The following is a 24,305-nucleotide window of genomic DNA, read 5'->3' as shown; positions in this document are numbered from 1 at the left end:
CTCAGCCTCCGCGCGGACCGTCGACCACCTCGACCGCGGCGCCGTCGCGCAGCAGCAGCTGGCCGGCGGTGATGACCACCGCGCCGGAGGCAAGGCCGGAGCGGATCTCCACGTCGCCGGGGCTGCGCAGGCCGATCTCGATGGGCGTCTTCACCGCCTTGCCGTCCTCCAGCCGGTAGACGAAGAGCTTGCCCTCGTCGCGGAACACGGCCGCTTCCGGCACCACCATCGCCTCGGACCGCTCCTCGATGACGATGCGGATGCGGGCGAACAGACCGGGCGACAGGCGGCCGTCCGGATTGGGCAGCTCGGCGCGCAGGCGGATGGCGCGGCCCGACACGTCGACGATGGGATCGATGGCGGTGATCTTGCCGGTGATCGTTTCGCCGGGCAGCGCGTCGACGGTCACCGTGACCGGGAGGCCGGACCGCAGGTTCGGCAGGTAGGTCTCCGAGACGCGGAACTCGACCTTCAGCGGATCGATGCTGGCGAGCTCGACGATGCGGTCGCCGGGGCTCACATAGGCGCCGACGCTGATGTTGCGGAAGCCGACGATGCCGGAGAACGGCGCGGCGATGGAGGTTTTGGCAAGGCGCGCCTCGGCAAGGGCCACGTTGGCCTGCGCCGCGGTGTAACCCTGCGAGGTCTCGTCCCGAGCGCGCAAGGTGCCGCTGCCCTGCTCGGCGAGACGGCGGGCGCGCTCGAAATTGGCCTCGGCGAGCGAGACTTCCGACTTGGCCTTGTCCAGCTCGGCGCGCAGGATCTGGGAGTCCAGCTCGACCAGGACGTCGCCTTCGCCGACCCGCTGTCCCTCCTCGAAGCCGATGCGCGCGACGCGGCCGGCAATTTCCGGCGAGATGACGACGGACTCGTTGGCGACCAGCGTGCCGAAGGCACGGATATCTTCCACCACGTCGCGCGTGCCCACCGGCGCCGTCTCCACGGCGACGCCGCGGCGCTGGCCGGTGGCTGCCGTGCCCGGGGACGCGGTGGCCGGAGACGTGCTGACGGTGGAGGTTGCAGAGGCAAGGAAGGACGGGCCGTCCGACCAGCTGAGATAGGCGACGCCGCCGGCGAGCGCCAACGCGACGATGGCGGTTCCGACGGCAGGCAGGCTCCGGTAGCTCATCTGGCAACAACCCCAAGGCTGACCGGTCGGCTCTGGCGGCCGGGCCGGCGAGGTTCATGCGGCCCGAGCCCCCGGCGAACGACCGAAACCGCGCTATGCATGAGAATTGCGCGAAGATTAAACCGGCCTGTCAGGACTGACAAGGCGAGCAATCGGGCAAACTGCTCAAATATCGGCGGTCAAATTACTGTGAACGCAGGCGGAAAACCGGCTCAGCCGACCGCCCGCGAAGACTGCGGCGCGGTGCGGCAATCGAGGTCCGTCAGCGTGACGATCCGGTTGCCGCGCAGGTCGTTGGCGCAGACCAACACGCCCTGCTCCTCCATGTGGGTGAGGAGCCAGCGGGCGCGGCCCGGCGAGCGCGTGCCATAGGCACGGGCGATCTCGCTGTCGGGCGGACAGGGACGCCCCTCCAGCGCCGCCTTGGCAAGCAGCAGGTAGACGCCGCGCATCTCCTCGGGAAGGCTGGCGGCAACCGTTTCGGCGGCCGACCAGACGGCGGGATCGATGTCGCTGGCCTCGACGCCGGCACGCGCCAGCGCGACCCGCTGGCGGAACTCGGGCAGTTCCGGCGGGCGGCCCGGCAGGCGGGCGATGCGGCAGCGCACGAGAAAGTCCTGGTAGAGGGCGGCCATCGGCTGGAACGCGGCCTCGCCGTCGCCGAGCAGCTCGGCGATCACGGCGTCCACCGCCTTGTCTTGCGCCTCGCGGTCGAGCGGTTCGGTTTCGACCTCCTCCCGCTTGGCGGCCTGGCGGGTCAGGCGCTCCAGCACTTCCGAGGCGGGGATCGCGTGCTGCACCGGCGGGCGCTCGGCGGCGACGCGCTCGTCCTGGCTGGCCGGCTGGAACAACAAGTCCTGCAGGTCTTCCGGGCGCCCCTGCGGCAGCGGCGTCAGGCGCGGCCCGCCGCCGCGGCCGGCGGTTTCCACCGCGCCGATGCGCACCGTCATGGGACGGCGCGAGACGGCGGGCCCGAGCGCCACGAAATGGCCGCGCTCAAGATTGCGGAAAGCCTCGGCCTGGCGCTTTTCCATGCCGAGCAGGTCGGCGGCGCGGGCCATATCGATGTCGAGAAAGGTGCGGCCCATCAGGAAGTTGGAGGCTTCGGCCGCGACGTTCTTGGCGAGCTTGGCAAGGCGCTGGGTGGCGATGACGCCGGCGAGGCCGCGCTTTCGGCCGCGGCACATCAGGTTGGTCATGGCACCGAGGGCAACGCGGCGCGCCTCCTCGCCCGTATCGCCGGAGGCGGCCGGCGCGAAGAGCTGCGCCTCGTCGACGACGACAAGGACCGGATACCACTGGTCGCGCTCGGCTTCGAACAGGGTGTTGAGGAAGACGGCGGCGGCCTTCATCTGGCGGTCGGGCTCCAGCCCTTCCAGATTGAGCACGACGGACACACGGTGGGCGCGCACGCGCGTTGCGATGACCGCAAGGTCGCGCTCGCTGCCGGCGGCATCGACGACGACATGGCCGAAGCGCTCGGACAGGGTGACGAAGTCGCCTTCCGGATCGATGACGACCTGCTGCACCCAGGGCGCGCTCTGCTCCAGCAGGCGGCGCAACAGGTGAGACTTGCCGGAGCCCGAATTGCCCTGGACGAGCAGGCGCGTTGCGAGCAGCTCCTCGAGATCGAATTGGCAGGAGGCGGCAGAACCCGCGCCCCTCACCTCGCCCATGTCGATGCTGACAGTCATGCGTGCCGATGGTCTCGTGTGGTGAAAGTCGAACGGTCCCGCCGGCATGGCAGCCCGGCCTGCGCATTGCAAGGGCCATTCGCGGGAACCCCGCCACTATCGGCGATTCGCCCTGCGCTCCAAAGCGGGGCGACCGGGTTGCCGGCAAAAGCTCGAAAACATTCGATAATTCAGAACTGTTAGCTCACCGTTAGCTCACTGTTTACCCGACTGTCCGAAACCTCGGCAAAGCGTCTCGACTGGCGAAGGATAAAGAATGGCAAGTGCAGCGCGGAAAACCGCCTCCTCGAAGCAATCCCAGAATTTTGGCGAGGAGATTGCCGGTTTCATCGGTGCCGACGAATTTACCACCGACCAGGCCAAGGCCGTGTGGCAGAAGCTGAAGCCGGCGATGCCGGACATCCTCGACGGCTTCTATGCCAGCATCTCCAAGCACCCCTCGCTGGCGCCCAAGCTCGGCGCCAAGGGCGAGAACGTGCCTCGTCTGAAGAACGCCCAGACCGACCACTGGGACTACATCTTCAACCACGAGCCGGACGCGGAGTTCGAGGCGCGTGCGGTGAGGATCGGCGAAGCGCATGTGCGCATCAACCTGGAGCCGAAATGGTATCTGGCCTCCTACGGCCGGCTGCTCGTGGAGGCGATCCCCGCGCTCGCCAGCCGTCACCGCCTGCAGCCGACGAAACTCGCCGAGACGCTGCAGGTGCTGGTCAGCCGCACCTTCCTCGACATGATCGTCTCCTACGACGCCTACGAGAACGGCGTGCTGCGCCAGCAGGCGCAGGAAAACAAGATGGACAACGAGCTGGCCTCGCTGCGCAGCCTGGCCGGCACCGTGTCCGACATCAACGACGTGGCCATCGGCATGGCCACCTTCTCCCGCAACACCCGCAGGGCGCGCGATAGCGGCCAGGCGATCTCCGCCGCCGCGACCGAGCTGGTCACCTCGGTCGAGCAGATCGCCAGCAACAGCGACAGCGCCGCACGCCAGGCCGACGCCACGAACGAGGCGGTGGCGCACGGCTTGCGCGCGATGGACGACGTATCGCGCTGCATGGGCGAGATCGCCGCGACCGCGCAGGAGAGCTCGTCCAACCTTGCCGAGCTGCAGAAGGCGTCCGAGCAGATCGGCGAATTCTTGTCGGTGATCGAAAGCATCGCCAGCCAGACCAACCTGCTGGCGCTGAACGCCACCATCGAGGCGGCGCGCGCCGGCGAGGCGGGCCGCGGCTTTGCCGTTGTCGCCAGCGAGGTGAAGAGCCTCGCCACCCAGACGGCGAAGGCAACCGAAGACATCACCCAGCGCATCGCGGCGCTGCGCGCGGGCATGAGCACGACGCAGATGGCCATCGACAGCTCCTGCGAAGCGGTAACGCGCGGACAGGAGACGATCTCGGGCGCCAACGAGCAGATGCACTCGATCAGCGCGCAGATCAGCGAAGTCTCGGCGCGGATGCAGGAAATCTCGCAGATCCTCGGCCAGCAGAAGGAATCGAGCCAGGAGATTGCGGTCAGCATTACCGGCGTTGCCGACCTTGCGGCGGAGAACGATCGCCAGCTGATCTCGATGAGCGCGACGCTGCAGTCGAGCAACGACCGCTTCTCCAACAACGCGCAGACCTGGTTCAATGCGACCTCGCACCGCTCGCTGTGCGAGATGGCGAAGATCGACCACGTGCTGTTCAAGAAGAAGGTGGTGGACACGGTGATCGGCCGTGCCGAGTGGAGCGCCGACGCCGTTCCCGACCATCACGGTTGCCGTCTCGGGCGCTGGTACGATGCGATCGACAACGAGAATGTCCGCGCGCATCCGGCCTATACGGCCGTGCAGGCGCCGCATCAGCGGGTGCACGCCGCCGCCAAGGCAGTGCTGGCCGCCCATGCGGCCGGCGATGCCGATACCACCGCCGCGCGGCTCGGCGATCTGGACAAGGCGAGCCACGAGGTGCTGGCCGCGCTCGATGCGCTGTCGGAGGCCTTCGACACCGAACTCAGCAGCCTCGAGCGGCGGCGGGACGCGGCCGACGGCTCCGCGGCGCGGTGCAAGGGTCACTAGATACCTGGAACGGGCGCCCGGCTCACCGCCGGGCGCCCTTCCCTTTCGGTTCCTTCCAGCCGTTCCTTCCGACAAAACGCAAGGCCCGACCATTTCCGGCTTGCGTAACGGCCACGCATTCGAAATCATGAATGTGTAACGGGCCCGCGACGACGGCCCAACCGGGAGGAAATCCGATGCGTCTTCTGACCGCCCTCGTGGCGATGGGCCTTGCCGCCTCGACCGTTCCGCTTGCCGCGGAAGAGGCCCTCGATCTTGGTCCGGACACCAAGTCCGTCACCATCCAGACCGAAGACGGCCCGGTCGAGATCACCCGCACGATGAACGACACCCAGCTGATCGGCGGCGTGCTGCAGCCGATGATCCCGGTGCCCGGCGTGCAGCCGGCCGGCGAGCTGGAAGTGCTGGCCGCGCTCCAGGACGAGAAGGCCCGCGTCGTCGACATGCGGACGATGGAGTGGCGGGTGAAGTCGACGATCCCCGGCTCGATCCACATCCCCTACACCGAAGTGTCGATGCGGCTCGACGAGCTGGGCTGCTCCGGCGAGCAGGGCAAGTGGGACTGCAGCGGCGCGCTGGAGGTCTTCGCCTTCTGCAACGGCCCGGCCTGCGGCCAGAGCCCGCAGGCGATCCGCGCGATGGTGCGCGAGGGCTTCCCGGCGGAGAAGATCCACTATTATCGCGGCGGCATGCAGGACTGGCTGGTGCTGGGCCTGACCACCGTCGAGAACCTGTTCTAACGAAATGCAAAAAGGCCGGCGGCGCGAGACGCACCGCCGGCCTTTCTGTATCTGAGCTCGGCCTAACCGATCAGGCGAACGTGTCCTTGTACATGTCGCGCAGGACGTTCTTCTGGATCTTGCCCATGGTGTTGCGCGGCAGCTCGGGCAGCACGTAGACCTTCTTCGGCTGCTTGAAGCGGGCCAGACGCTCAGCGAGCGGCGTCACCACCGCGTCCGGATCGAGCGAGACGCCCTTGTGCGGGGCGACGACGGCGACGACGCCCTCGCCGAAGTCGGCATGGGGCACGCCGATCACCGCGCTCTCCGCCACGCCCTCGATCTCGTCGATGGCCGCCTCGACCTCGGCCGGGTAGACGTTGAAGCCGCCGGTGATGATCAGGTCCTTGGCGCGGCCGACGATGGAGACGTAGCCGCGCTCGTCGATGAGGCCCATGTCGCCGGTGATGAAGAAGCCGTCGGTGCGGAACTCCGACGCGGTCTTTTCCGGCATCTGCCAGTAGCCCTTGAAGACGTTCGGGCCCTTGACCTCGATGACGCCGACCTCGCCCTGGGCCAGCACCTTGCCGCTGTCCGGATCGGCGATGCGCAGTTCCACGCCCGGCAGCGGATAGCCGACGGTGCCCGGACGGCGGTCGCCGTCGTAGGGGTTGGAGGTGTTCATGTTGGTCTCGGTCATGCCGTAGCGCTCGAGAATGGCGTGGCCGGTGCGGGCGCTGAAGGCCTTGTGCACCTCGGCCGAGAGCGGCGCCGAGCCGGAGACGAACAGGCGCATGTGGGCGGCGAGCTCGCGGGTGAAGCGGTCGGTGCCGAGCAGGCGCGCGTAAAAGGTCGGCACGCCCATCATGGTAGTGGCGCGCGGCATCAGACGCAGGATCTCGTCGAGATCGAACTTCGGCAGGAACAGCATCGAACCGCCGGCCAGCAGCGTCACGTTGGTGGCGACGAAGAGCCCGTGCGTGTGGAAGATCGGCAGGGCGTGCAGCAGCACGTCGTCCGAGGAATAGCGCCAGTAGTCGACGAGGACCGAGGCGTTGGAGGTCAGGTTCTCGTGGCTGAGCATGGCGCCCTTGGAGCGCCCGGTGGTGCCGGAAGTGTAGAGGATGGCCGCGAGATCGTCGGCGCCGCGGGCGACGTCGTCGAAGTCGGTGGCAGCCGCATCCGCCGCAGCGCTGAGGCTGCCGCGCCCTTCGGGATCCAGCGTCTCGACCCGGGCGCCGACTTTCTGCGCGATGGGCGCGAGCGCCTCCTGGCGGGCGGGATCGCAGACCAGCACGGCCGGGGCGGCGTCGCCGACGAAATAGTCGATCTCCGCCGGAGTGTAGGCAGTGTTGAGCGGCAGGAACACGGCGCCGGCGCGCACGGTGCCGAGATAGAGCATCAAGGCATCGGCGGACTTTTCCACCTGCACGGCGACGCGGTCGCCCGGCTTGACGCCGAGCGCCACCAGCGCGTTGGCATAGGCGGCCGAGCGGGCCAGCAGCCCGCCATAGGTGATGACCTCTCCCGAGGGCTTTTCGATGAAGGGCGCCTGCTCGTTGCGGATGGCGGCGCGGATACGGGAGAAGAGATGGTTTTCTTGCGTCATGCGACGGGATCCGGTGTCTGTGTCCTGAGTTCTGGGACGGATTTCAGCAGACGGGTGACGGAGCTGGCGGCAGCGACCGTCCCCTGAGCCTCGAAGGCCTCGTGGTTTTTCTCGATATCGCCGAGATCGTAAAGATAGTTGACCATCAGGCCGAAGGACTGGCGCAGGCCGTTGCGCGAGGGATCGGCGTTCCAGTTGATGCGCTCCAGCCGGGCGCCGTTGCCCAGATGGAAGCGGGCGACGGGATCGAGCGGCTTGCGGCCGCCGCGCTTCTCGCGGGCAAGGTAATGGGCGCAAAGGGCCCGCAAGGGCTCGCGCGCCTCCTCCGGCAGCGGCGCCTCGCCGCCGCCGTTCGCCAAGAGCTCGCGCAGCTCCGGCGTCAGGATCGAGAGCGCCGGGTGGCCCTCCTCCGCCAGCGCCTTGCCGAGCCAGGAACGCAGGCCCGGCACCGGCGACAGGGTGACGAAGGTCTTGAGGTTGGGCAGGTCGCGGCGCAGCTCCTCCACCACCTGCTTGATCAGGAAGTTGCCGAAGGAAATGCCGCGCAGGCCCTCCTGGCAGTTGGAGATGGAGTAGAAGACCGCCGTATTGGCCTCCACCCCGTCGATGCCGTTGCGCTGCTCGGCAAGGATCGGCGGGATCGCGTCGGGGATCGCCTTGGTCAGCGCCACCTCGACGAAGATCAGCGGATCATCGACGAGCGCGGGGTGGAAGAAGGCGTAGAGGCGGCGGTCGGGCACGTCGATGCGCCGGCGCAGGTCGTCCCAGTCGCGAATCTCGTGCACCGCCTCATAGCGGATGATCCGCTCCAGGATCACCGCCGGGGTCGACCAGTCGATCCGGCGCATCACGAGAAAGCCCCGGTTGAACCAGGACGAGAACAGGTGCTCGAAGTCCCGGTCGACATCGGTCCAGTCGGGATGCTCGCGCAGGCCCGCCAGCAGTTCGCGCCGCATGCCGACCAGCGCGGAAGTGCCGCCCGGCGCCAGGTTGAGCCGGCGGATCAGCTCCTGCCGGCGCGGCTCGGAGACCGCATGGAGCCGGCGCAGGCGCGCTTCGTCCGCCGGGTCCTCCAGAACGGCACGGGCAGCTTCCTCGACCTTGTCGCGGTCCGGGCCGAAGCGGGCGGCGAGCTCGTCGAAGAACTCGGCCCGCCCCTCCGGCGAAAGGGCCGCATAGCTCGCCAGCACGTCCTTGGCGAGGGCGACGCCGGAGGCCTCGCCCCGCCCCGACAGCAGCGCCTCGCACAGGTCGCCAAGCGCCCGGCCGCTCGGCGGACGGTCCCGCCGAAGGTCGAGGAAGTGGCGGCCCTGCTCGGCGATGGAGGCGAGAAGGTCGTTGAAGAAGCTGCTGCTGCTCATAGGGCGGGTCCCATCAGGAGGTTGGGCAGCCAGAGCGCGATCTCCGGCATCAGGCACAGCAAGACGATACCGACAACCATGCACCCGACATAGGGGAGCGATCCGCGCAGGATCTCGCCCAGTGTGATGTTGGGCGCTATGCCATTGATGACATAGAGGTTCAAGCCCACCGGCGGGGTGATCAGCCCGATCTCCATGTTGATGGTGAGGATGACCGCGAACCAGTAGGGGTCGAAGCCCGCCTGGATGATGATCGGCAGCAGGATCGGCGCCGTCATCAGGATCACCGCCACCGGCGGCAGGAAGAAGCCGGCGAACAACAGGAAGGCGTTGATGATCGCCATCAGCACCCACTTGTTGACGTCGAGCAGGGAGATCCACTCCGCGATGGTCTGGGTGATGAACAGCGAGGACAGGGCGAAGGAGAACAGCTCCGAGGCGCCGATGATCATCATGATCATGACGCTTTCCTTCAGCGTGTCGCGGAACAGCGAGCTGTAGAGCGACAGCTTCCACAGCCGGTAGATCACGGCCACGAAGATGAGGCAGAACAGCGCGCCGACGCCGGCGGCCTCCGACGGGGTGGCGACGCCGCCATAGAGCACGTAGAGGATCGCCGCGATGATGCCGAGGAAGGGCAGCACGCGCGGCAGCACCTCGAGGCGCTCGCGGAAGGAGAAGCGGCGGCCGAGCATGTCGAGCCCGACGCCGCGGCGGCGGCAGTCGTAGATGGTCCAGGCCATGAACAGGACCGTGAGCATCAGGCCCGGCAGGAGACCGGCCAGGAACAGGCGGCCGATGGAGGTCTCGGTGGCGATGCCGTAGACGATCATGGTGACCGACGGCGGGATGAGGATGCCGAGCGTGCCGCCGGCGGCGATGGAGCCGGCGGCGATCTCGTTCGGATAGCCGCGCTTGGTCATCTCCGGGATGCCCATCTTGCCGATGGCGGCGCAGGTGGCCGGGGACGAGCCGGACAGGGCGGCGAAGATCGAGCAGGCACCGAGGTTGGACAGGACGAGGCCGCCGGGCACCCGGTTCAGCCAGCGGTCGAGCGCTTCGTAGAGGTCCTTGCCGGCAGGCGAGGACGCAACGGCCGCGCCCATCAGGATGAACATGGGGATCGACACCAGGCCGAACGAGGCCAGGCCGCCGAAGAAGGTCTCGCCGAGGATCGACACGCTGCCCCAGCCGTCGGCGAGGATCAGGGCGAGGATCGACACGAGGCCGAGGGCGAAGGCGATCGGCGTTCCGACCGCGAGAAGCGCGAGCAGCGCGACGAGCACGCCGGCGCCCCAGAGCATGGGCGTCATCGCGCGCCTCCCTGAATTTTCATGATTTCAGCCACGTATTGCAGGACCATCAGGCCGACGCCGAGCGGCAGCGGCAGCAGTGGGATCCACAGCGGGATGGCCCAGACGGTGCTGGTGCGCCAGCCGTAGGACCAGGCCTCGTGGAAGTAGATCCAGCCCGACCAGGCGAGCAGCGCGCAGAAGGCAATGCCGGCCAGCGCCGACAGGGTCTGCATGATCCGGCGGGGAACGGGACCGGCGCGCAGCTGCAGCAGGTCGACATTCACGTGGCCCTTGTTGAGCAGCACGTAGGGCGAGCCGAGGAAGGTGGCGGCGACCAGCGCATAGATGACGTATTCGGTCTGCCAGACGGTCGAGCCGCCGAGAAAATAGCGCACGATGACCATGTGCGTGACGACCAGCGCGGCGCTTCCCGTCAGCACCATCGCGATCAGTCCGAAGAAGCGCGAAACGGCCGAGACCGCGTTTATGTAGAAGGACATCGCCTTTTGGTTCCGGTTGCATCGGCGCCCGCCGGGACAAAGCCCCTCCCCGGCCGGCTGGACCGCCGGCGGCATCGGCAAGCGCAGGTGTTGGAAGTTGCGGGACCGGCCGGACCGGTCCCGCGCAGGGCGACTGCCGGCGGCGTGCCGCCGCCGGCGTCAGGCGATCAGTCGACCGCCAGAGCCTTGGCGATCAGCTCCTCGCCGCCGGGCACGTTCTCGGAGAAATTCTTGTAGGAGGTCTCCTTGGCGATGGCGAGCCAGGCGTCGTAGTTCTCGGGCGACATCTCCACGACCTCGACGCCGGCATCCTTGAACGCCTTGATCATCTTGTCGTCGAGACCCTTGGCCTCGGCCGCGAAGTAGTCCTGGGCCACCTTGCCGGCGGCCATCAGCGCGTCCTGCTGCTCCTTGGACAGCTTGTCCCAGCTGCGCTTGGACATGAGGATCGGCTCGTACATGAACCACAGGGCGTTGGCGCCCGGCGCGGTCAGGCAGGTGGTCTGCTCGTAGAGGCGGTAGGACACGAACGAACCGGACGAGGTGTTGGCCGCGTCGAGCACGCCGGTCTGCAGGCCGGTGTAGATCTCCGAGGACGGCATGGAGGAGATCGAGGCGCCGGCACCCACCAGCATCTGCTCGAAGGCCGGGCCGGCCGCGCGGGTCACCTGACCCTGCATCGTCTCCGGCGAGGTGATGCACTGTTTCTTGGAGGCGAAGCCGCCGGCCAGCCACGCATCGGCGATGACGACGACGCCGGCATCGTTCACGATCTTCTTGATGTCGTCCATGAAGGGCGAGGTGTTGAGGCGGGCGGCGCGGTCATGGTTGCGCACCAGGCCCGGCATCAGCGTCGCCGAGAACTGCGGGTGACGGCCCGAGGCGTAGTCCAGCGGGAAGGCGGAGATGTCGAGCTGGCCTTTGGTCATGGCGCCCCACTGCTCGTTCGCCTTGAACAGCGACTGGCCCGGATAGACCTTGATCTCGACGCCGACATTGGCCTTGGCCACTTCGCGCGCCAGGATCTGGACCATCTCGTCGCGCACGTCGCCCTTGCCGCCCGGCCACTGGTGCGAGGCCTTGAGCACGACATCGGCGGCATGCGCAGCCGGTACGGCGAGGGCAAGGGCGGTGGTCAGGCCGAGAGCGGCCCTGGTGAATGACTTGAACATTGGTTTCCTCCCAGTGCCGGCCGGCCATGTTCGCGGCCGCCGGCTTGCATGTACGGACGGTAGCCGCCCCCCTCTTCCCAGGGGCAGCCCGCCTCGATGAAAGGTGACCACGGGGCATGCATTCAAGTCAACGGTTTTTGTATACAAGGCGGCGGGCCTTGCATAAAATGTGCGCATGGATGCCCCGCCCACCCCGCAAAAGCCCGCCCAGCGCACCGCCCAGATCCTGCGCGAAGCGCTGGAATACGACATCGCCACCGGCGTTTTCGCGCCCGGAACGCGGCTCGACGAGGTGTCGCTGGCCAAGCGGTTCAACGTCTCGCGCACGCCGATCCGGGAAGCTCTGATCGAGCTGTCGGCCTCCGGGCTGGTGGAGATTCGTCCCCGGCGCGGCGCCTTCGTGCAGGAGATCGGCGTCTCCCGCCTGATCGAGATGTTCGAGGTGATGGCGGAGCTGGAGGCGATGTGCGCAAGGCTGGCCTGCCGGCGGATGACGGCGGGCGAGCATGCGGACCTGCTGGCGGCGCACGAGGCCTGCGCGGCGGCGGCCGATGCGGGCGAGCCCGATGCCTATTTCTATGCCAACGAGACCTTCCACGACACGATCTATCGCGGCAGCGGCAACGGCTTCCTCGCCGATCAGGCAAGGGCGCTGCAGAACCGGCTGAAGCCCTATCGGCGTCTTCAGCTGCGAGTGCGCAACCGTGTGGGGAATTCGCTGAGCGAGCACCAGGCGATCGTCGATGCGATCGTGGCAGGCGACGACCGCAAGGCGGAAGCGGCGCTGCGCTCGCATATCCTGATCCAGGGCGAGCGGTTCAACGACTTCGTCGCCTCGCTCGCCCGGGTGGAGCCGGCACAGGCGCGCCGGCTCGGGATGTAGTGCCGGTCAGGAGCTCGCCGAAGGCTTGCCCAGAACGACGACATTGGTGTGGGTCGGCACCCGCTCGAACAGGTCCATGATGTCCTGGTTCCACATGCGGATGCAGCCCGACGACACGCTGCGGCCGATGCTGTTCGGCTCCTTGGTGCCGTGGATGCGGTACAGCGTGTCGACGCTGCCCTGCCACAGGTCGAGGGCGCGCGCGCCGAGCGGGTTCTGCGGACCGCGCGGGTAGCCGTCCTTCCAGTACTTCTCGAGCTGCGGGTTGCGGGCGATCATCTCCCGAGGAGGGCGCCAGAGCGGCCACACGCGCTTGACGCGGACCTTGGCATCGCCCGACCAGGCGAAGCCCGCCTTGCCGACGCCGATGCCGTAGCGCAGCGCCTTGCCGCCCGGCAGGGTCCAGTAGAGGAACTTGCCGTACGGATCGACGATGATGGTGCCGGCCGGATGGCGGCTGTCGTGGTCGACGACCTGGCGCCAATACTTGCGGTCGAAATTCTTGTAAGGCAGCGCCGGGACCTTGAAATCGTAGTCCGTCACCGCCGCATAGGCCTTGGCGTAATCGAAGCCTTCGCCCGGCAGCGGCGGGCCCTTGGCGACCGCCGGCGTGATGCCGGCGCCGGTGGTGGCGATGCCCGAGCTCTGGCAGGCGGCGAGCACCAAGGGGGCGCCGACGATGAGGGCGCGCCGGCTGAGCCGCAGCGGCCCTTCGGCCGTGCTGTCGGTCCCGCTGGCGATCTTGCCGGCGATCTGGCCAGCGATCTGGCGAATGTCTTTGGTATCAGCGTTCATGCTGGTCGATCCATGCTCCCGATAGCGCTTCGCCCTGCCCCCGCGAAGCTCTTGCTTGCATATCCGATCGCGGCCCCTTCCGCGAGTGCAGGCGCGCAACGCTTGGCGGAGATTCGGTAAAATCCGCGCGAGATCGCCCGCCGAAGATACGCGTTAGTACCCTGCGACGATCGAATTCAGCGCTTTTGCTTGATTTGGCGGGAGCAATAGCGGAAGGCATAGGCGGCGAAGCACCAGCCCGACCGGGACAATGCAGAAAGACAAGACCAGCCTGCCGGCCGCATCCCTGCCGATGCGCGGCAACCTCAAGTCGGCAGTGGCGGAGACGCTCGCCCTGCGCATTCTCGACGGCACCTACCAGCCCGGCGCGACCCTGCCGACGGAAGCCGACCTGCTGGGCAGCCTCGGCGTCAGCCGCACCTGCCTGCGCGAGGCGCTGCAGATCCTGGTCGGCAAGGGTCTGATCACCTCTCGGCCCAAGCACGGCACCAGCGTGCGCCCGGAGGTGCACTGGAACTTCCTGGACGACCAGATGCTCGCCTGGCGGCAGAAGGTGGTGCCGCAGGGCCAGTTGCTGGCCGAGCTGGTCGCCATCCGCGAGATGGTGGAGCCGGAAGCGGCCGCCCTTGCCGCGCAGAATGCGGATGCGCAGACCATCGCCGCCATGCGCGAGGCGCTGGACGCCATGGGCATCGCCGACGGCAACCGCACGCCGGCGACCCAGGACGCAGACGTGCGCTTTCACCGGCTGCTGCTGGCGGCCGGCGGCAATGCGCTGCTGTCGGGCCTCGGCGCCTGCATCGAGAACGCGCTGCGGGCCTCGATCCGCATCAGCTCCGACCCGGGCGTCAGCGACCCGATCGCGCTCGGCCAGCATGCCCGCGTGCTGGATGCCGTCGAGGCGCGCGAGCCGGAGCGGGCGCGCGAGGAGATGCGCAAGCTGATGGCGCTGACCCGCGCCCTGCTGACCCGGGTGAAGGCTCTGGACTGAGACAGGCTTTCCATCCTAGGACGGTGCCGAGCCGCGCAGCAGTTGACGCAGCGCGGCCGCAGGCCGCTGACGCGCGCCCATACCGATTTTCCGACACAACCCCGACCCGGACGCACATGGCCCCTCCCCTTCTCCATCTTCGCGACATCGCCCTGACCTTCGGCGGCACGCCGCTCCTCACCTCGGCCGAGCTGCAGGTCGGCGAGGGCGATCGCATCGGCCTCGTCGGTCGCAACGGTTCGGGCAAGTCGACGCTGCTGAAGATCGCCGCCGGGCTGGTGGAGGCCGATCACGGCGAGCGCTTCGTGCAGCCGGGGCGAACGATCCGCTACCTGCCGCAGGAGCCGGACCTGTCCGCCTATGCCAACGTGCTCGACTATGCGAGCGGCGGGCTGGCGCCGGGGGACGACCCCTACCGTGCGCAGTACCTGCTGGACGTGCTCGGCCTGACGGGCCGCGAGGAGCCGGGGCGGCTATCGGGCGGCGAGAAGCGCCGGGCGGCGCTCGCGCGCACGCTGGCGCCGGAGCCGGACATCCTGCTGCTCGACGAACCGACGAACCATCTCGACCTTCCGGCCATCGAATGGCTCGAGAGCGAACTCGCCTCGATGCGCTCGGCCATCGTGCTGATCAGCCACGACCGGCGGTTCCTCGCCGACCTCACCCGCGCCACCGTGTGGATCGACCGGGGCGTGGCCCGGCGGCTCGACAAGGGCTTCGCCCATTTCGAGGCCTGGCGCGACGAGGTCTTCGAGCAGGAGGAACGCGACCAGCAGAAGCTCGCGCAGAAGATCAAGCGCGAAGAGCACTGGATGACCTACGGCGTCACCGCCCGGCGCAAGCGCAACATGCGCCGCGTGCGCGAGCTCGCCGACCTGCGCGCGCAGAAGAAGGACCATCGCGGGCCGCAGGGCACCGTCAAGCTGACGGTCGGCGAGACGGAGGTTTCCGGCAAGCGGGTGATCGAGGCGCGCGGCATCTCCAAGGACTACGGCAACGGGCCGGTGGTGAAGGACTTCTCCACCCGCATCCTGCGCGGCGACCGGGTCGGCCTTGTCGGCGCCAACGGCGCGGGCAAGACGACGCTCTTGAAGCTGCTGACCGGCGAACTGCAGCCCGACAGCGGCGAGGTGATCCTCGGCTCGTCGCTGACCATGGTGACCATGGACCAGTCGCGCGAGACGCTGAAGGACGACGAGACCGTCGCCGAAGTGCTGACGGGCAGCGGCGGCGACACGGTGATGCTGCCGGACGGGCCGCGGCACGTCGTCTCCTACATGAAGGACTTCCTGTTCGCGCCCGAGCAGGCGCGCACGCCGGTTGCCGCCCTGTCGGGCGGCGAGCGCGGCCGCTTGATGCTGGCACGGGCGCTCGCCCGCTCGTCGAACCTCCTGGTGCTCGACGAGCCGACCAACGATCTCGACCTGGAGACGCTGGATCTGCTGCAGGAGATGCTGTCCGACTATCCGGGCACGGTGCTGCTGGTCAGCCACGACCGCGACTTCCTCGACAGGGTGGCGACGTCGACGGTCTTTGCCGAGGGCGGCGGGCTGTGGCGCGAATATGCCGGCGGCTATTCCGACATGGTGATGCAGCGCGGCGAAGGCGTTGCGGCCCGCAAGGGCGCGGCAAATGCGAAGCCCGCAGCGACAAAGGAGAAGCCCGCCGAGGAGCGCCCGAAGAAGAAGTCGCGCCTGAGCTTCACCCAGCAGCACCAGCTGAAGACGCTGCCGAAGGAGATCGAGAAGCTGGGCAAGGAGATCGGCAAGCTGCAGGGCGAGCTGGAGGACCAGAACCTCTATGCCCGCGATCCGAAGCGTTTCGACACGCTGATGGCCAGGCTGACCGAACTTCAGACCAAGCTTGCGGAAGCCGAGGACACATGGCTGGAGCTGGAGACGCTGGCCGAGGAAGAAGGGGCGGACTGAGCCCGCCCCCGTTTCTGCTACTGCAGCACTGCTACAGCAGCAGCGCGACGACGAGCCAGATATAGAGCGGCATGGGCGCTGCGACCCACAGCAGCAGCCAGGGCCAGAGGACCGGCCGGACGGTGTCTTGCGTGCTCATGGGCGTGCTCATGCGATGCTCTCCGCGATGTTCCACAGGGTGAGAAGGACGACCGCCGCGATGCCGGCGGTGAAGCCGTATCTGGCGGCGCGGAACAGCGCGCGCCCGGTCGCGTCCAGCGCCGGTACGCGCCCGACCGCGCGGTCCTCGATGATGCCGATGGTCAGCGCCGCGAGATAGACGGCGAAGAACAGGAACGTGGCGACTTCCGCGCCGATGACGACGAGACCGACGGTGCTCATGTGCGTTCTCCCTGGGCGAGGATCGGGGGAAGCCCGGAGATGGCGAATTCCAGGCTCTGCGCGATGCGGCGCGCCCGTTCCATGAAATAGGGGACGGCGCCGGGATGCGGGGCCGTGTCCTTCAGGACCTCTTCGAAATGGCCGAGCCAGATGGCGAAATGCCGGGGCTCGAGGGCTGTGAGCTTGATATGCGCCGGCACCGGGCGGCCGCTGTAGCGGCCGGCATTCATCGCGACCGAGGCCCAGAAGTCCTTCATCTTGGCCAGATGCGGCTCCCAGTCGTCGGCGATCTCGGCCTCGAAGATCGGGCCGATCTCAGGGTCGCAGCGCACGCGGGCATAGAACGTGTCGACCAGCACCGAGATATAGGCATCATCGATCCCGAGGCTGGCCGCGGCGGCCTGGATCTCGGCCCGGCGCTCGCTGGCGCTGCGGATGCGGATGTCGCTCATGCCGCCTCTCCCGTAAGGATGTCCCTGAGGCCGGCATTGCCGGCGACGAGGTCGTGGATCGTGTATTCGTCGAGCACGGCGAAGAAGGCCTCGCGCGCCCGGAACAATGCCGGCTTCAGCTGGCAGGAGGGGGTGATGCGGCAGGTGCCGTTGCCGCCGGGAAAGCAGTCGACCAGCGCGGTCTGCAGCTCCAGCTTGCGGACGATCGTACCGACGCGGATCCGGTCCGCCGGCTGCGCGAGCCTGAGCCCGCCGCTGCGCCCGCGCACGGTCTCCACGAGACCGGCATGGGCCAGCGCCTGGGCGACCTTCATCAGGTGATTGCGGGAAACACGGAACGTGTCTGCGACATCGGCGATGGTGACGAGCACGCCGTCCATGACGGCAAGGTGCATCATCATCCGCAAGGCGTAGTCGGTCTGAAGGGTCAGGCGCATGCCGGTCTCCTTAAAAGCAGTATCTGATATACCTCTTTTAAGGCAGACCTTCAACGCAAACCGCCCCGGAAAGGACCGGGGCGGCTGCGACAAAGCGACCGGGGCACGGGCCCCGTCTGAAAGGAGACTGCGCTAGAAGGCGCTGTCCTTCAGCAACACCTCGCCGTCGGCGACGAGACGCAGCGGCGCCGAGCGCCCGTCGGCGGAGACGGCAACGACGAGGCGCACGCGGTCGCGCGGCATCCGCTCGATCTCCAGTCCTTGCCCTTCCGGCACGAAGAAGGCATCGAGCCCGTAGTCGATGCGCAAGGTGTCGGCGGTCGGCGACGACGTTCTACTGACCTGTCCCTTGAGAGCGATGCGCCCATCGGCGGGCGGCGCCGAAAGCACGGCGACGGCGCGGGAAATCCCCTCGCCGTCCGGCTCGACGACCACCCAGACGGCATCGCCGCCGAACAGGTCCTGCGGCACGCCGACCCCGACATCCACCAGTTGGATCTCCGGATTGAGGATGACGTAATCGCCGCGCAGCAGATCGCGCGGATCGACCGGGCGCAGCGCCAGCGTCACCTCCTGCCCGAACCAGTGAACCTGCAGCCGATCCGCCAGCGGCAGGCCGACGAGGGCGAGTTGCAACAGGCCGGCAAGGCCCCAACGGGCCCAGGGAGAAGCAAGAAGCGTTTTCATTGTGCGCCCTCCCCGGCGGCTGCGGCCGAGCTTTTTCTGAGCCGCCTTGCGGAGACAATCGCCACCGCCACCAGCAGCAGGCCGGCGACGAAGAAGAAGACCGACTGACCGAGCAGCGAGCCCACTGTCTCGTAGAGCAGATAGAGCAGCGCGGCGGCCAGGCCGAGATTGCCCCAGAAGCTCCAGCCGGACTGCGAGGCGGTCGAACCAGCGGCGCTGATCGCAACGAGGGCCGCCAGAGTGAACGAGGCGAGAACCACCGTATTGCCCGGCAGGAAGACCAGCAGCGCCGGGCAAGCCACAGACAGGACAACGGCCGCAGCGACGATACGGAGCGGGCGCGATGCCGGAGCGCGCAAGGCCTGCAGCACGAGACCGGCCAGCATGGCCGCAAGCGTCAGGTGCAGCGGCCAGACATGCGGCATCTCGCGCGCGACCTCGTCCGAGACGGTTTCAGTGAAACCGATGATCAGCGTCAGCAAGATAATGCCGACCAGAACCATCACGCCGAAGCTGGCGGCCGACCGGGCTAGGGCCGAAACATCCCCCGAGCCGTCATCGCCCTGCGCCTCGTCGCCGGACAGGAGATAGCCCCAGACCAGCAGCAGCGCGCCGAAGGCGGCGCCGACGAGCAGGATCGAGAACTCCATCTCGCTCGAGGACAACAGGTAGTTGATGTCGAGCCAGGCCGCGAACAGCCAGGCATAGACGGCGGTCAGCAGCAACAGCACCAGCCAGCGCCCGGCAAAGGAGGTCATGCGCACCACATGGCCCAGGCAGGCGGCCAGCAGCGCAAGGGCGGTGACGACCTCGGCCAGGGTCGGACGCGGCGGGTCGCCGATCCACAACAGCCAGGCGATGGACGCGACCGCAGCGACCATGAGCGAGGACCGCGAGCCGCACAGCCAGGCAGCGGCCAGGGCGCCGATGGCAACGAGCAGCGCACCGCCCGCCCAGTCGGACGGCAGGTGGTAGATCTGCCCGACAAGGGCGAGACCGCTGACGAAGACAAGGGTTGCGAACATGGTGGCCAGATCGGCAACGAGGCGCTGCCCCCGCGAGGCCATGGCGGCGGCAAAGCCATGCGCCGCCAGCAGCAGAACCGCAATGCCCGTCAGCTTGGCCGGGCGCGGGATCACCTCCCAGTTGGCAGCAACGAAGGCCGCAACCGCTAGCGCAAGGCAGATGGTGCCGATACCGGCGAACAAGGCCGGAAGACGCGACCAGCCCGAGGGCGCCTCGCCGATCTCGGACCGGATCTGCGCCAACCCGTCGGCGCCGATCCACCCCTTGGCGGACCAGCGGGCAAGGTCCGCCTCCAGCTGTTTCAGATAGCTTGCGCGGTTCATCAATTCATCGCCCTTCCCGTCCGGGACTCATCGTCGCTTTCATCCGGTCCAGTGAGGATGGATCAAGCGTTCGGTCAAGTCGTCACGGATCGCGGAGGATTGCGCCGAAATTCGGTCCGAGGCAGGACACGGCGCGCAGGCATTGCCGTCAAAGGGCGGCGGAGAGCAGCAGCCAGACGATGGCGGCGAGCGAGCCGCTGGCAGGGACCGTTACCATCCAGGCGCTGATGATGGTGAGCACATGGGCGCGGCGCACCAGCATGCGGCGGCGGATATCGGCCGGCTCGCTGCCGTCGGGCGGGGCAAGCAGCTCCGTGGCATTTTCCGCAAGGCGCTGGCGGCGCTCGCGGTTCATCGTCCATTCGCGGTAGAAGCCGACGCCGAAGATCGCCCCGACCGCCGTATGGGTGGAGGAGATCGGCAGGCCGGCGGCGCTGGCGAGCAGCACGGTGATGGCGGTGGCAAGCAGCACGCAGAAGGCGCGGATCGGATTGAGCCGGGTAATGCGCTCGCCGACCATGCGCACCAGGCGCGGGCCGAACAGCAGCAGGCCGAGGGAGATGCCGAGCGCACCGACCATCAGAACGGGAAGCAGCAACCCGCCGCCGGGCGCGGCGATGCCGTCCTGGCCGAGGGCGGAGAAGATAGCGGCGACCGGACCTATCGCATTGGCGACATCATTGGCGCCATGGGCGAAGGACAGGATGGCGGCGGCAACCACCAGCGGCGGTCGGAACAGCTTGCGCAGCGACTGATTGCGGTCGTCCAACCCTTCAGAGGCACGTGTCACTGCCGGGCGCGACACGGCAAAGGCAAGGACCGCCGCTGCAAGGCCCAGCGCCGCGACCGGACCCGGGCCGGAATCGCGCAGCGACGGCAGCCCGACAAGGATCAGGTAGAGCGTGAAGGTGCCGGCCATGGTCGCAAAGATCACCGGCAGCCAGCGCCGTGCGGCCGCAAGGCGGTTGTCGCCCCTGAGGATGCACCGCCGGATCAGCGACAGCAGAACCGCGGCGGATACACCGCCCAAGACCGGCGAGACCAGCCAGCCGGAGGCAATGGCGATCAGCGTGAAGCCGTCCAGTGCGACCGAGCCGGCGGAGACCAGCCCGGCACCGACGACCGCGCCGACCACCGCATGCGTCGTCGACACGGGCGCGCCGATCACCGTCGCCAGGTTGATCCAAAGGGCCGCAGCGACAAGCGCAGCGAGCATCGCCAACGGGAAATCGTCCGGCCGCGCGAACTGGTCGGCCGAAACGATGCCGGAAGCGATGGTCGAGACCACCCCGGAGCCGGCCAGCAGCGCGCCGGCGCTCTCGCACAGGGCCGCAAGCACCAGCGCGCTGCCCATGGTCAGCACGCGTGCGCCGACAGCCGGGCCCATGTTGTTGGCGACGTCGTTGGCGCCGATGTTCAGCGCCATGTAGCCGCCCAGAACAAGCGCCGCAGTCAGCAGGAACCAGTGGGAATTCTCGGCCACAAGCAGGCTGGCAAGGCTGCCCACGAGCACGAGAAAGAGGAAACCGAACCCCAGCGTGACATAGGAGCGCGACAGATAGCTTGTCGCTTCCTCGACATAGGTGAACTTGTCGAGGTCCTTGTCGATGGTGTTGCGGTTGCGGGAGGTCTTGCCGTCGCTCATGGCGCCATGCTGCGCGCAAAAGATAACGATCCGGCGACGGTCGCCACGGATGAAGGCTGCAAGGCTGTCACCTGCCGCCGAAGGCGGAGACGAAGACCGAAATCACCGCAACTCCTCCAGAAGACGGGCATTGCCGAGAATACGGGCGAGCTCCGGCTCGTGGACGTTGCGGGCAGCCTCGTGGGGCAGGAACCAGCGCAGCTCGCGCTGGCCCTTTTCCGGCCAGTCCTGCGCCTCTTCGGTCACAGCCAGCGGGAAGACCTGCACGCGCACGCGGCGGGGCAGCCCATTGTCGAGAAGCTTGCGATAGAAATAGCTGCCGAGCGGATCGCTGCCGATACGACCGGACAGGCCGGCCTCTTCCCAGGCTTCGACGGCGGCCGTCTCGCTGAGCGAGCGCCCCTTTTGCGGCCAGCCCTTGGGCAGGACCCAGCGTCCGGTATCGCGGCTGGTGGCGAGAAGCACCAGGAGCTGCCCCTCAGCATCGCGCCGCCAGGGAAGGGCCGCGACCTGCACCGCCTCCGGCTTGCCGCCGAGCCAAAGGCGCAGGGTCTCGATCACACGGGACGCGCGCATCGATGCCTTCGGTACGGTCGGGAATGCCAGGGCCATGGCAACAAGCCCCCTTCGGTCACTTAGCCTTTGACGAAACGCGTGGAATCATGAAGCCGTCAAACAAACGGCGCATTGGTATTAAATAGGATGCATTGCTGTGCAATGCAAGGAAAAGGCGCACTCATTACGCCTTCTGCGTCCCTGCCCTGCACTTGCATGCGCCGTGAAGCGGCCTGCGGCGCACCTCGCGCTCACCCTTCCGGCGTATGCACGATCTCGCGGGTCTCGCGGAAGCGGATGTCCGGGTTCTTCTCTCCGACATAGTTTACCTCCCAAGAGTTCTTGAAAAGGTAAACGGGCCGGTCGTCGCGGTCCTCGGCAACGCTGGACGGGTTGGATTCCAGGAACTTGCGCAGCTTCAGCTCGTCGTCGCACTCGATCCAGCGCGCGGTGCTGAAGGGCGCGGCCTCGAAGCCGATTTCCGTCGCATATTCGTTGCGCAGGCGGTCGACCACCACGTCCAGCTGCAGCACGCCGACCACGCCGACGATCCAGTTGGAGCCGATCTGCGGCTTGAAGATCTGCACGAGGCCTTCCTCGGCGAGATCCATCAGACCCTGGCGCATCTGCTTGACGCGCATCGTGTCGGACAGACGCACGCGGCGCAGCACTTCCGGCGCGAAGGCCGGCAGGCCGGTGACGTGGATCTCCTCGCCCTCCGTCAGCGTGTCGCCGACGCGCAGCTGGCCGTGATTGGGCACGCCGATGACATCACCCGGGTAGGCGGTCTCGGCGAGCTCGCGCTCCTCGGCGAAGAAGAAGATCGGCGCGGAGACGGCGATGGTCTTGTTGGCGCGCACATGCTTCAGCTTCATGCCGCGCCGGAAGGTGCCCGAGCACAGGCGCACGAAGGCGATGCGGTCGCGGTGCTTGGGATCCATGTTCGCCTGCACCTTGAAGACGAAACCGGTCACCTTGGGCTCTTCCGGGCGGATGATGCGGGTCGTCGCCGGCTGCGCATGCGGCGCGGGGCCGAAGCGGGCGATGAACTGGATGATCTCCTCGATGCCGTAGTCGCGCAGCGCCGACCCGAAGAAGACCGGCGTCATGTGGCCTTCCATGAAAGCCTCGCGGTCGAAGGCCGGATAGGCCTCGGCCCCGAGCTCGACATTCTCCTCCAGCTCGGCCAGCACGTTCGGGAAGACCCGCTCGGTGAAGGCCGGATCGTCGAGGCCGGCGACATCGACGATGGAGTCGAAGCGGTTGCCGCGCCCTTCGGAGGAGGTGAGGAAGCGCTTCGCCTGCCAGTCGTAGACGCCGAAGAAATCGGAGCCCATGCCGACCGGCCAGGTCATCGGCACCACGTCGAGGGCGAGCGCCTCCTGGATCTCGTCCAGCGCCTCCAGCGGGTGGCGGCCTTCGCGGTCGATCTTGTTGACGAAGGTGATGATCGGGATGTCGCGCAGGCGGCAGACCTCGAAGAGCTTGCGCGTCTGCGTCTCGATGCCCTTGGCCGCGTCGATGACCATGATCGCCGCGTCGACGGCGGTCAGCGTGCGGTAGGTGTCTTCCGAGAAGTCCTCGTGGCCCGGCGTGTCGAGCAGATTGAAGGTGATGCCGTCGCGCTCGAAGGTCATGACCGAGGACGAGACCGAGATGCCGCGTTCCTGCTCGATCTTCATCCAGTCCGAACGGGCCCGCCGGCGCTCGCCGCGCGCACGCACCTGACCGGCAGCACGAATGGCGCCGCCCGACAGCAGCAGCTTTTCCGTCAGCGTCGTCTTGCCGGCGTCCGGATGCGAGATGATGGCGAAGGTCCGGCGCGACAGGTGGCTTGCCGCGTCCGGCGCCGTGTCCCGGCCGCCGTCGGCCTGGGCTTCGGTGAGGCTCATGCGCTCTCCATGGAATTTCGTGGCGCGGAGCCGGTTGCGGCCCGCTTTTCGTGGGCGAAGGTCTAGTCGTTTGTGCCGGCAAATTCCAGTGCCGCTTGCGCATGGCCGCGTTACCGCCCATAGCTGGCGGCGCAAGCGAAGTCCTTCTCCCGAAACTGCCCAACGCAGGAACCCCGTCGATGACGCTTTCGCGAAAAAGCGCCCTCCCCCTTCTCGTCGCGCTCGCCCTGATCGCGCTGACCGCCATCATCCTGCTCGCCATGGGGCGGGTGCCGATCTGCACCTGCGGCGAGATCAAGCTGTGGACCGCCGACGTCACCTCCTCCGACAATTCGCAGCACATCTCCGACTGGTACACCCCCTCGCACATCATCCACGGGATGCTGTTCTACGGGCTGTTCCACCTGTTGACGCCCCGGCTGTCGATGGGCTGGCGGGCGGTCGGCTCGATCGTCATCGAGGCGGCGTGGGAGATCGTCGAGAACAGCCCCTGGATCATCGACCGCTACCGCGAGGCGACCATCGCCGCCGGCTATACCGGCGACAGCGTGCTGAACTCCGTCTTCGACGTGCTGTGGATGCTGGTCGGCTTCTGGCTGGCGTTGCGGCTGCCGGTCTGGGTGACGGTGCTGCTGGCCATCGCCATGGAACTGGTCGCGCTCGCCGTCATCCGCGACAACCTCACCCTCAACGTGCTGATGCTGGTCTGGCCCGTGGATGCGATCCGCGAGTGGCAGCAGGCGCTCTGAGCGCCGCCTCGCAGCAAACGAAGGTC

At 67.7% G+C, this 24,305-nt stretch carries 22 protein-coding genes; 6 read left to right on the top strand and 16 right to left on the bottom strand.

Features of this window, described 5'->3' with window-relative positions:
* Position 1: 1 nt before the first annotated feature.
* Together BBX35_RS15160 and BBX35_RS15155 are read right to left on the bottom strand one after the other, a co-directional pair.
* The gene (locus tag BBX35_RS15160) at positions 2–1,129 is read right to left on the bottom strand and encodes an efflux RND transporter periplasmic adaptor subunit (RefSeq protein ID WP_067221831.1); all 1,128 of its coding nucleotides are present in this window, start codon (positions 1,127–1,129) and stop codon (positions 2–4) included.
* Between the two features lie 212 nt (positions 1,130–1,341).
* Positions 1,342–2,823 (bottom strand): helicase HerA domain-containing protein, encoded by a 1,482-nt coding sequence (locus tag BBX35_RS15155; RefSeq protein ID WP_067221830.1) that lies wholly within the window; start codon positions 2,821–2,823, stop codon positions 1,342–1,344.
* Positions 2,824–3,079: 256 nt separating this feature from the next.
* On the opposite strand from BBX35_RS15155, the gene BBX35_RS15150 reads away from it, so the two are divergent.
* Together BBX35_RS15150 and BBX35_RS15145 are read left to right on the top strand one after the other, a co-directional pair.
* A complete protein-coding gene (locus BBX35_RS15150) occupies positions 3,080–4,879 on the top strand; it encodes a methyl-accepting chemotaxis protein (protein WP_067221828.1) in 1,800 nt (599 codons plus the stop codon).
* 176 nt (positions 4,880–5,055) lie between these two features.
* The gene (locus tag BBX35_RS15145) at positions 5,056–5,619 is read left to right on the top strand and encodes a rhodanese-like domain-containing protein (protein WP_067221826.1); all 564 of its coding nucleotides are present in this window, start codon (positions 5,056–5,058) and stop codon (positions 5,617–5,619) included.
* Positions 5,620–5,689: 70 nt separating this feature from the next.
* Here the strand turns inward: BBX35_RS15145 and BBX35_RS15140 are convergent, their stop codons facing one another.
* The 5 genes from BBX35_RS15140 to BBX35_RS15120 all read right to left on the bottom strand — a co-directional run bounded on the left by BBX35_RS15140 (position 5,690) and on the right by BBX35_RS15120 (position 11,535).
* The gene (locus tag BBX35_RS15140; protein WP_067221825.1) at positions 5,690–7,207 is read right to left on the bottom strand and encodes a malonate--CoA ligase; all 1,518 of its coding nucleotides are present in this window, start codon (positions 7,205–7,207) and stop codon (positions 5,690–5,692) included.
* Positions 7,204–8,568 carry a malonyl-CoA decarboxylase gene (locus BBX35_RS15135; RefSeq protein ID WP_067221823.1) on the bottom strand — a complete coding sequence of 455 codons (1,365 nt, stop codon included), beginning with the start codon at positions 8,566–8,568 and terminating at the stop codon, positions 7,204–7,206. The genes BBX35_RS15140 and BBX35_RS15135 overlap by 4 nt, the downstream gene beginning before the upstream one ends.
* Complete coding sequence (locus BBX35_RS15130; protein WP_067221821.1) at positions 8,565–9,881, bottom strand: TRAP transporter large permease; 1,317 nt, start codon at positions 9,879–9,881, stop codon at positions 8,565–8,567. Before BBX35_RS15130 ends, BBX35_RS15135 begins: the two co-directional genes overlap by 4 nt.
* Positions 9,878–10,363, bottom strand: a complete 486-nt coding sequence (locus BBX35_RS15125) for a TRAP transporter small permease subunit (protein ID WP_067221819.1) — start codon at positions 10,361–10,363, stop codon at positions 9,878–9,880. The genes BBX35_RS15130 and BBX35_RS15125 overlap by 4 nt, the downstream gene beginning before the upstream one ends.
* A gap of 167 nt (positions 10,364–10,530) precedes the next feature.
* The gene (locus BBX35_RS15120) at positions 10,531–11,535 is read right to left on the bottom strand and encodes a TRAP transporter substrate-binding protein (protein WP_067221817.1); all 1,005 of its coding nucleotides are present in this window, start codon (positions 11,533–11,535) and stop codon (positions 10,531–10,533) included.
* Positions 11,536–11,710: 175 nt separating this feature from the next.
* Between BBX35_RS15120 and BBX35_RS15115 the strand changes: the two genes are divergently transcribed.
* Positions 11,711–12,418, top strand: coding sequence for a GntR family transcriptional regulator (locus BBX35_RS15115; RefSeq protein ID WP_067221816.1), 708 nt, complete (start codon positions 11,711–11,713; stop codon positions 12,416–12,418).
* Between the two features lie 6 nt (positions 12,419–12,424).
* Here the strand turns inward: BBX35_RS15115 and BBX35_RS15110 are convergent, their stop codons facing one another.
* Positions 12,425–13,213 (bottom strand): L,D-transpeptidase, encoded by a 789-nt coding sequence (locus BBX35_RS15110; RefSeq protein ID WP_083206343.1) that lies wholly within the window; start codon positions 13,211–13,213, stop codon positions 12,425–12,427.
* A gap of 250 nt (positions 13,214–13,463) precedes the next feature.
* On the opposite strand from BBX35_RS15110, the gene BBX35_RS15105 reads away from it, so the two are divergent.
* Both BBX35_RS15105 and BBX35_RS15100 read left to right on the top strand, forming a co-directional pair.
* Positions 13,464–14,204, top strand: coding sequence for a FadR/GntR family transcriptional regulator (locus BBX35_RS15105; protein ID WP_083206342.1), 741 nt, complete (start codon positions 13,464–13,466; stop codon positions 14,202–14,204).
* Between the two features lie 116 nt (positions 14,205–14,320).
* Complete coding sequence (locus tag BBX35_RS15100; protein WP_067221814.1) at positions 14,321–16,132, top strand: ABC-F family ATP-binding cassette domain-containing protein; 1,812 nt, start codon at positions 14,321–14,323, stop codon at positions 16,130–16,132.
* A 147-nt stretch (positions 16,133–16,279) separates the two neighbouring features.
* Here the strand turns inward: BBX35_RS15100 and BBX35_RS15095 are convergent, their stop codons facing one another.
* From BBX35_RS15095 to BBX35_RS15060, 8 genes are all read right to left on the bottom strand, one after another.
* Entirely contained in the window at positions 16,280–16,513 is a 234-nt protein-coding gene (locus BBX35_RS15095; protein WP_067221812.1) for a hypothetical protein, read from the bottom strand.
* Positions 16,510–16,965: a group III truncated hemoglobin gene (locus BBX35_RS15090; RefSeq protein ID WP_067221811.1), complete on the bottom strand. Its 456-nt coding sequence runs from the start codon at positions 16,963–16,965 to the stop codon at positions 16,510–16,512. The genes BBX35_RS15095 and BBX35_RS15090 overlap by 4 nt, the downstream gene beginning before the upstream one ends.
* Positions 16,962–17,402 carry an Rrf2 family transcriptional regulator gene (locus tag BBX35_RS15085; protein WP_067221809.1) on the bottom strand — a complete coding sequence of 147 codons (441 nt, stop codon included), beginning with the start codon at positions 17,400–17,402 and terminating at the stop codon, positions 16,962–16,964. The genes BBX35_RS15090 and BBX35_RS15085 overlap by 4 nt, the downstream gene beginning before the upstream one ends.
* Positions 17,403–17,534: 132 nt before the next feature.
* The gene (locus BBX35_RS15080; protein WP_067221808.1) at positions 17,535–18,089 is read right to left on the bottom strand and encodes a GDYXXLXY domain-containing protein; all 555 of its coding nucleotides are present in this window, start codon (positions 18,087–18,089) and stop codon (positions 17,535–17,537) included.
* Positions 18,086–19,438, bottom strand: coding sequence for a DUF2157 domain-containing protein (locus BBX35_RS15075; protein WP_083206341.1), 1,353 nt, complete (start codon positions 19,436–19,438; stop codon positions 18,086–18,088). The genes BBX35_RS15080 and BBX35_RS15075 overlap by 4 nt, the downstream gene beginning before the upstream one ends.
* A 148-nt stretch (positions 19,439–19,586) precedes the next feature.
* Entirely contained in the window at positions 19,587–21,083 is a 1,497-nt protein-coding gene (locus BBX35_RS15070) for an inorganic phosphate transporter (protein ID WP_067221806.1), read from the bottom strand.
* A gap of 102 nt (positions 21,084–21,185) precedes the next feature.
* The gene (locus BBX35_RS15065) at positions 21,186–21,695 is read right to left on the bottom strand and encodes an NUDIX hydrolase (protein WP_244271639.1); all 510 of its coding nucleotides are present in this window, start codon (positions 21,693–21,695) and stop codon (positions 21,186–21,188) included.
* Between the two features lie 194 nt (positions 21,696–21,889).
* Complete coding sequence (locus tag BBX35_RS15060; protein WP_067221804.1) at positions 21,890–23,530, bottom strand: peptide chain release factor 3; 1,641 nt, start codon at positions 23,528–23,530, stop codon at positions 21,890–21,892.
* Between the two features lie 179 nt (positions 23,531–23,709).
* Between BBX35_RS15060 and BBX35_RS15055 the strand changes: the two genes are divergently transcribed.
* The gene (locus tag BBX35_RS15055) at positions 23,710–24,279 is read left to right on the top strand and encodes a DUF2585 domain-containing protein (RefSeq protein WP_067221802.1); all 570 of its coding nucleotides are present in this window, start codon (positions 23,710–23,712) and stop codon (positions 24,277–24,279) included.
* Positions 24,280–24,305 lie beyond the last annotated feature (26 nt).

Origin of the sequence: Stappia indica (genome assembly GCF_001696535.1) — a bacterium.
Classification (GTDB): domain Bacteria; phylum Pseudomonadota; class Alphaproteobacteria; order Rhizobiales; family Stappiaceae; genus Stappia; species Stappia indica.
Note: the sequence above shows the minus strand (reverse complement) of the source record. Positions and strands in the feature narration are given on the sequence as shown.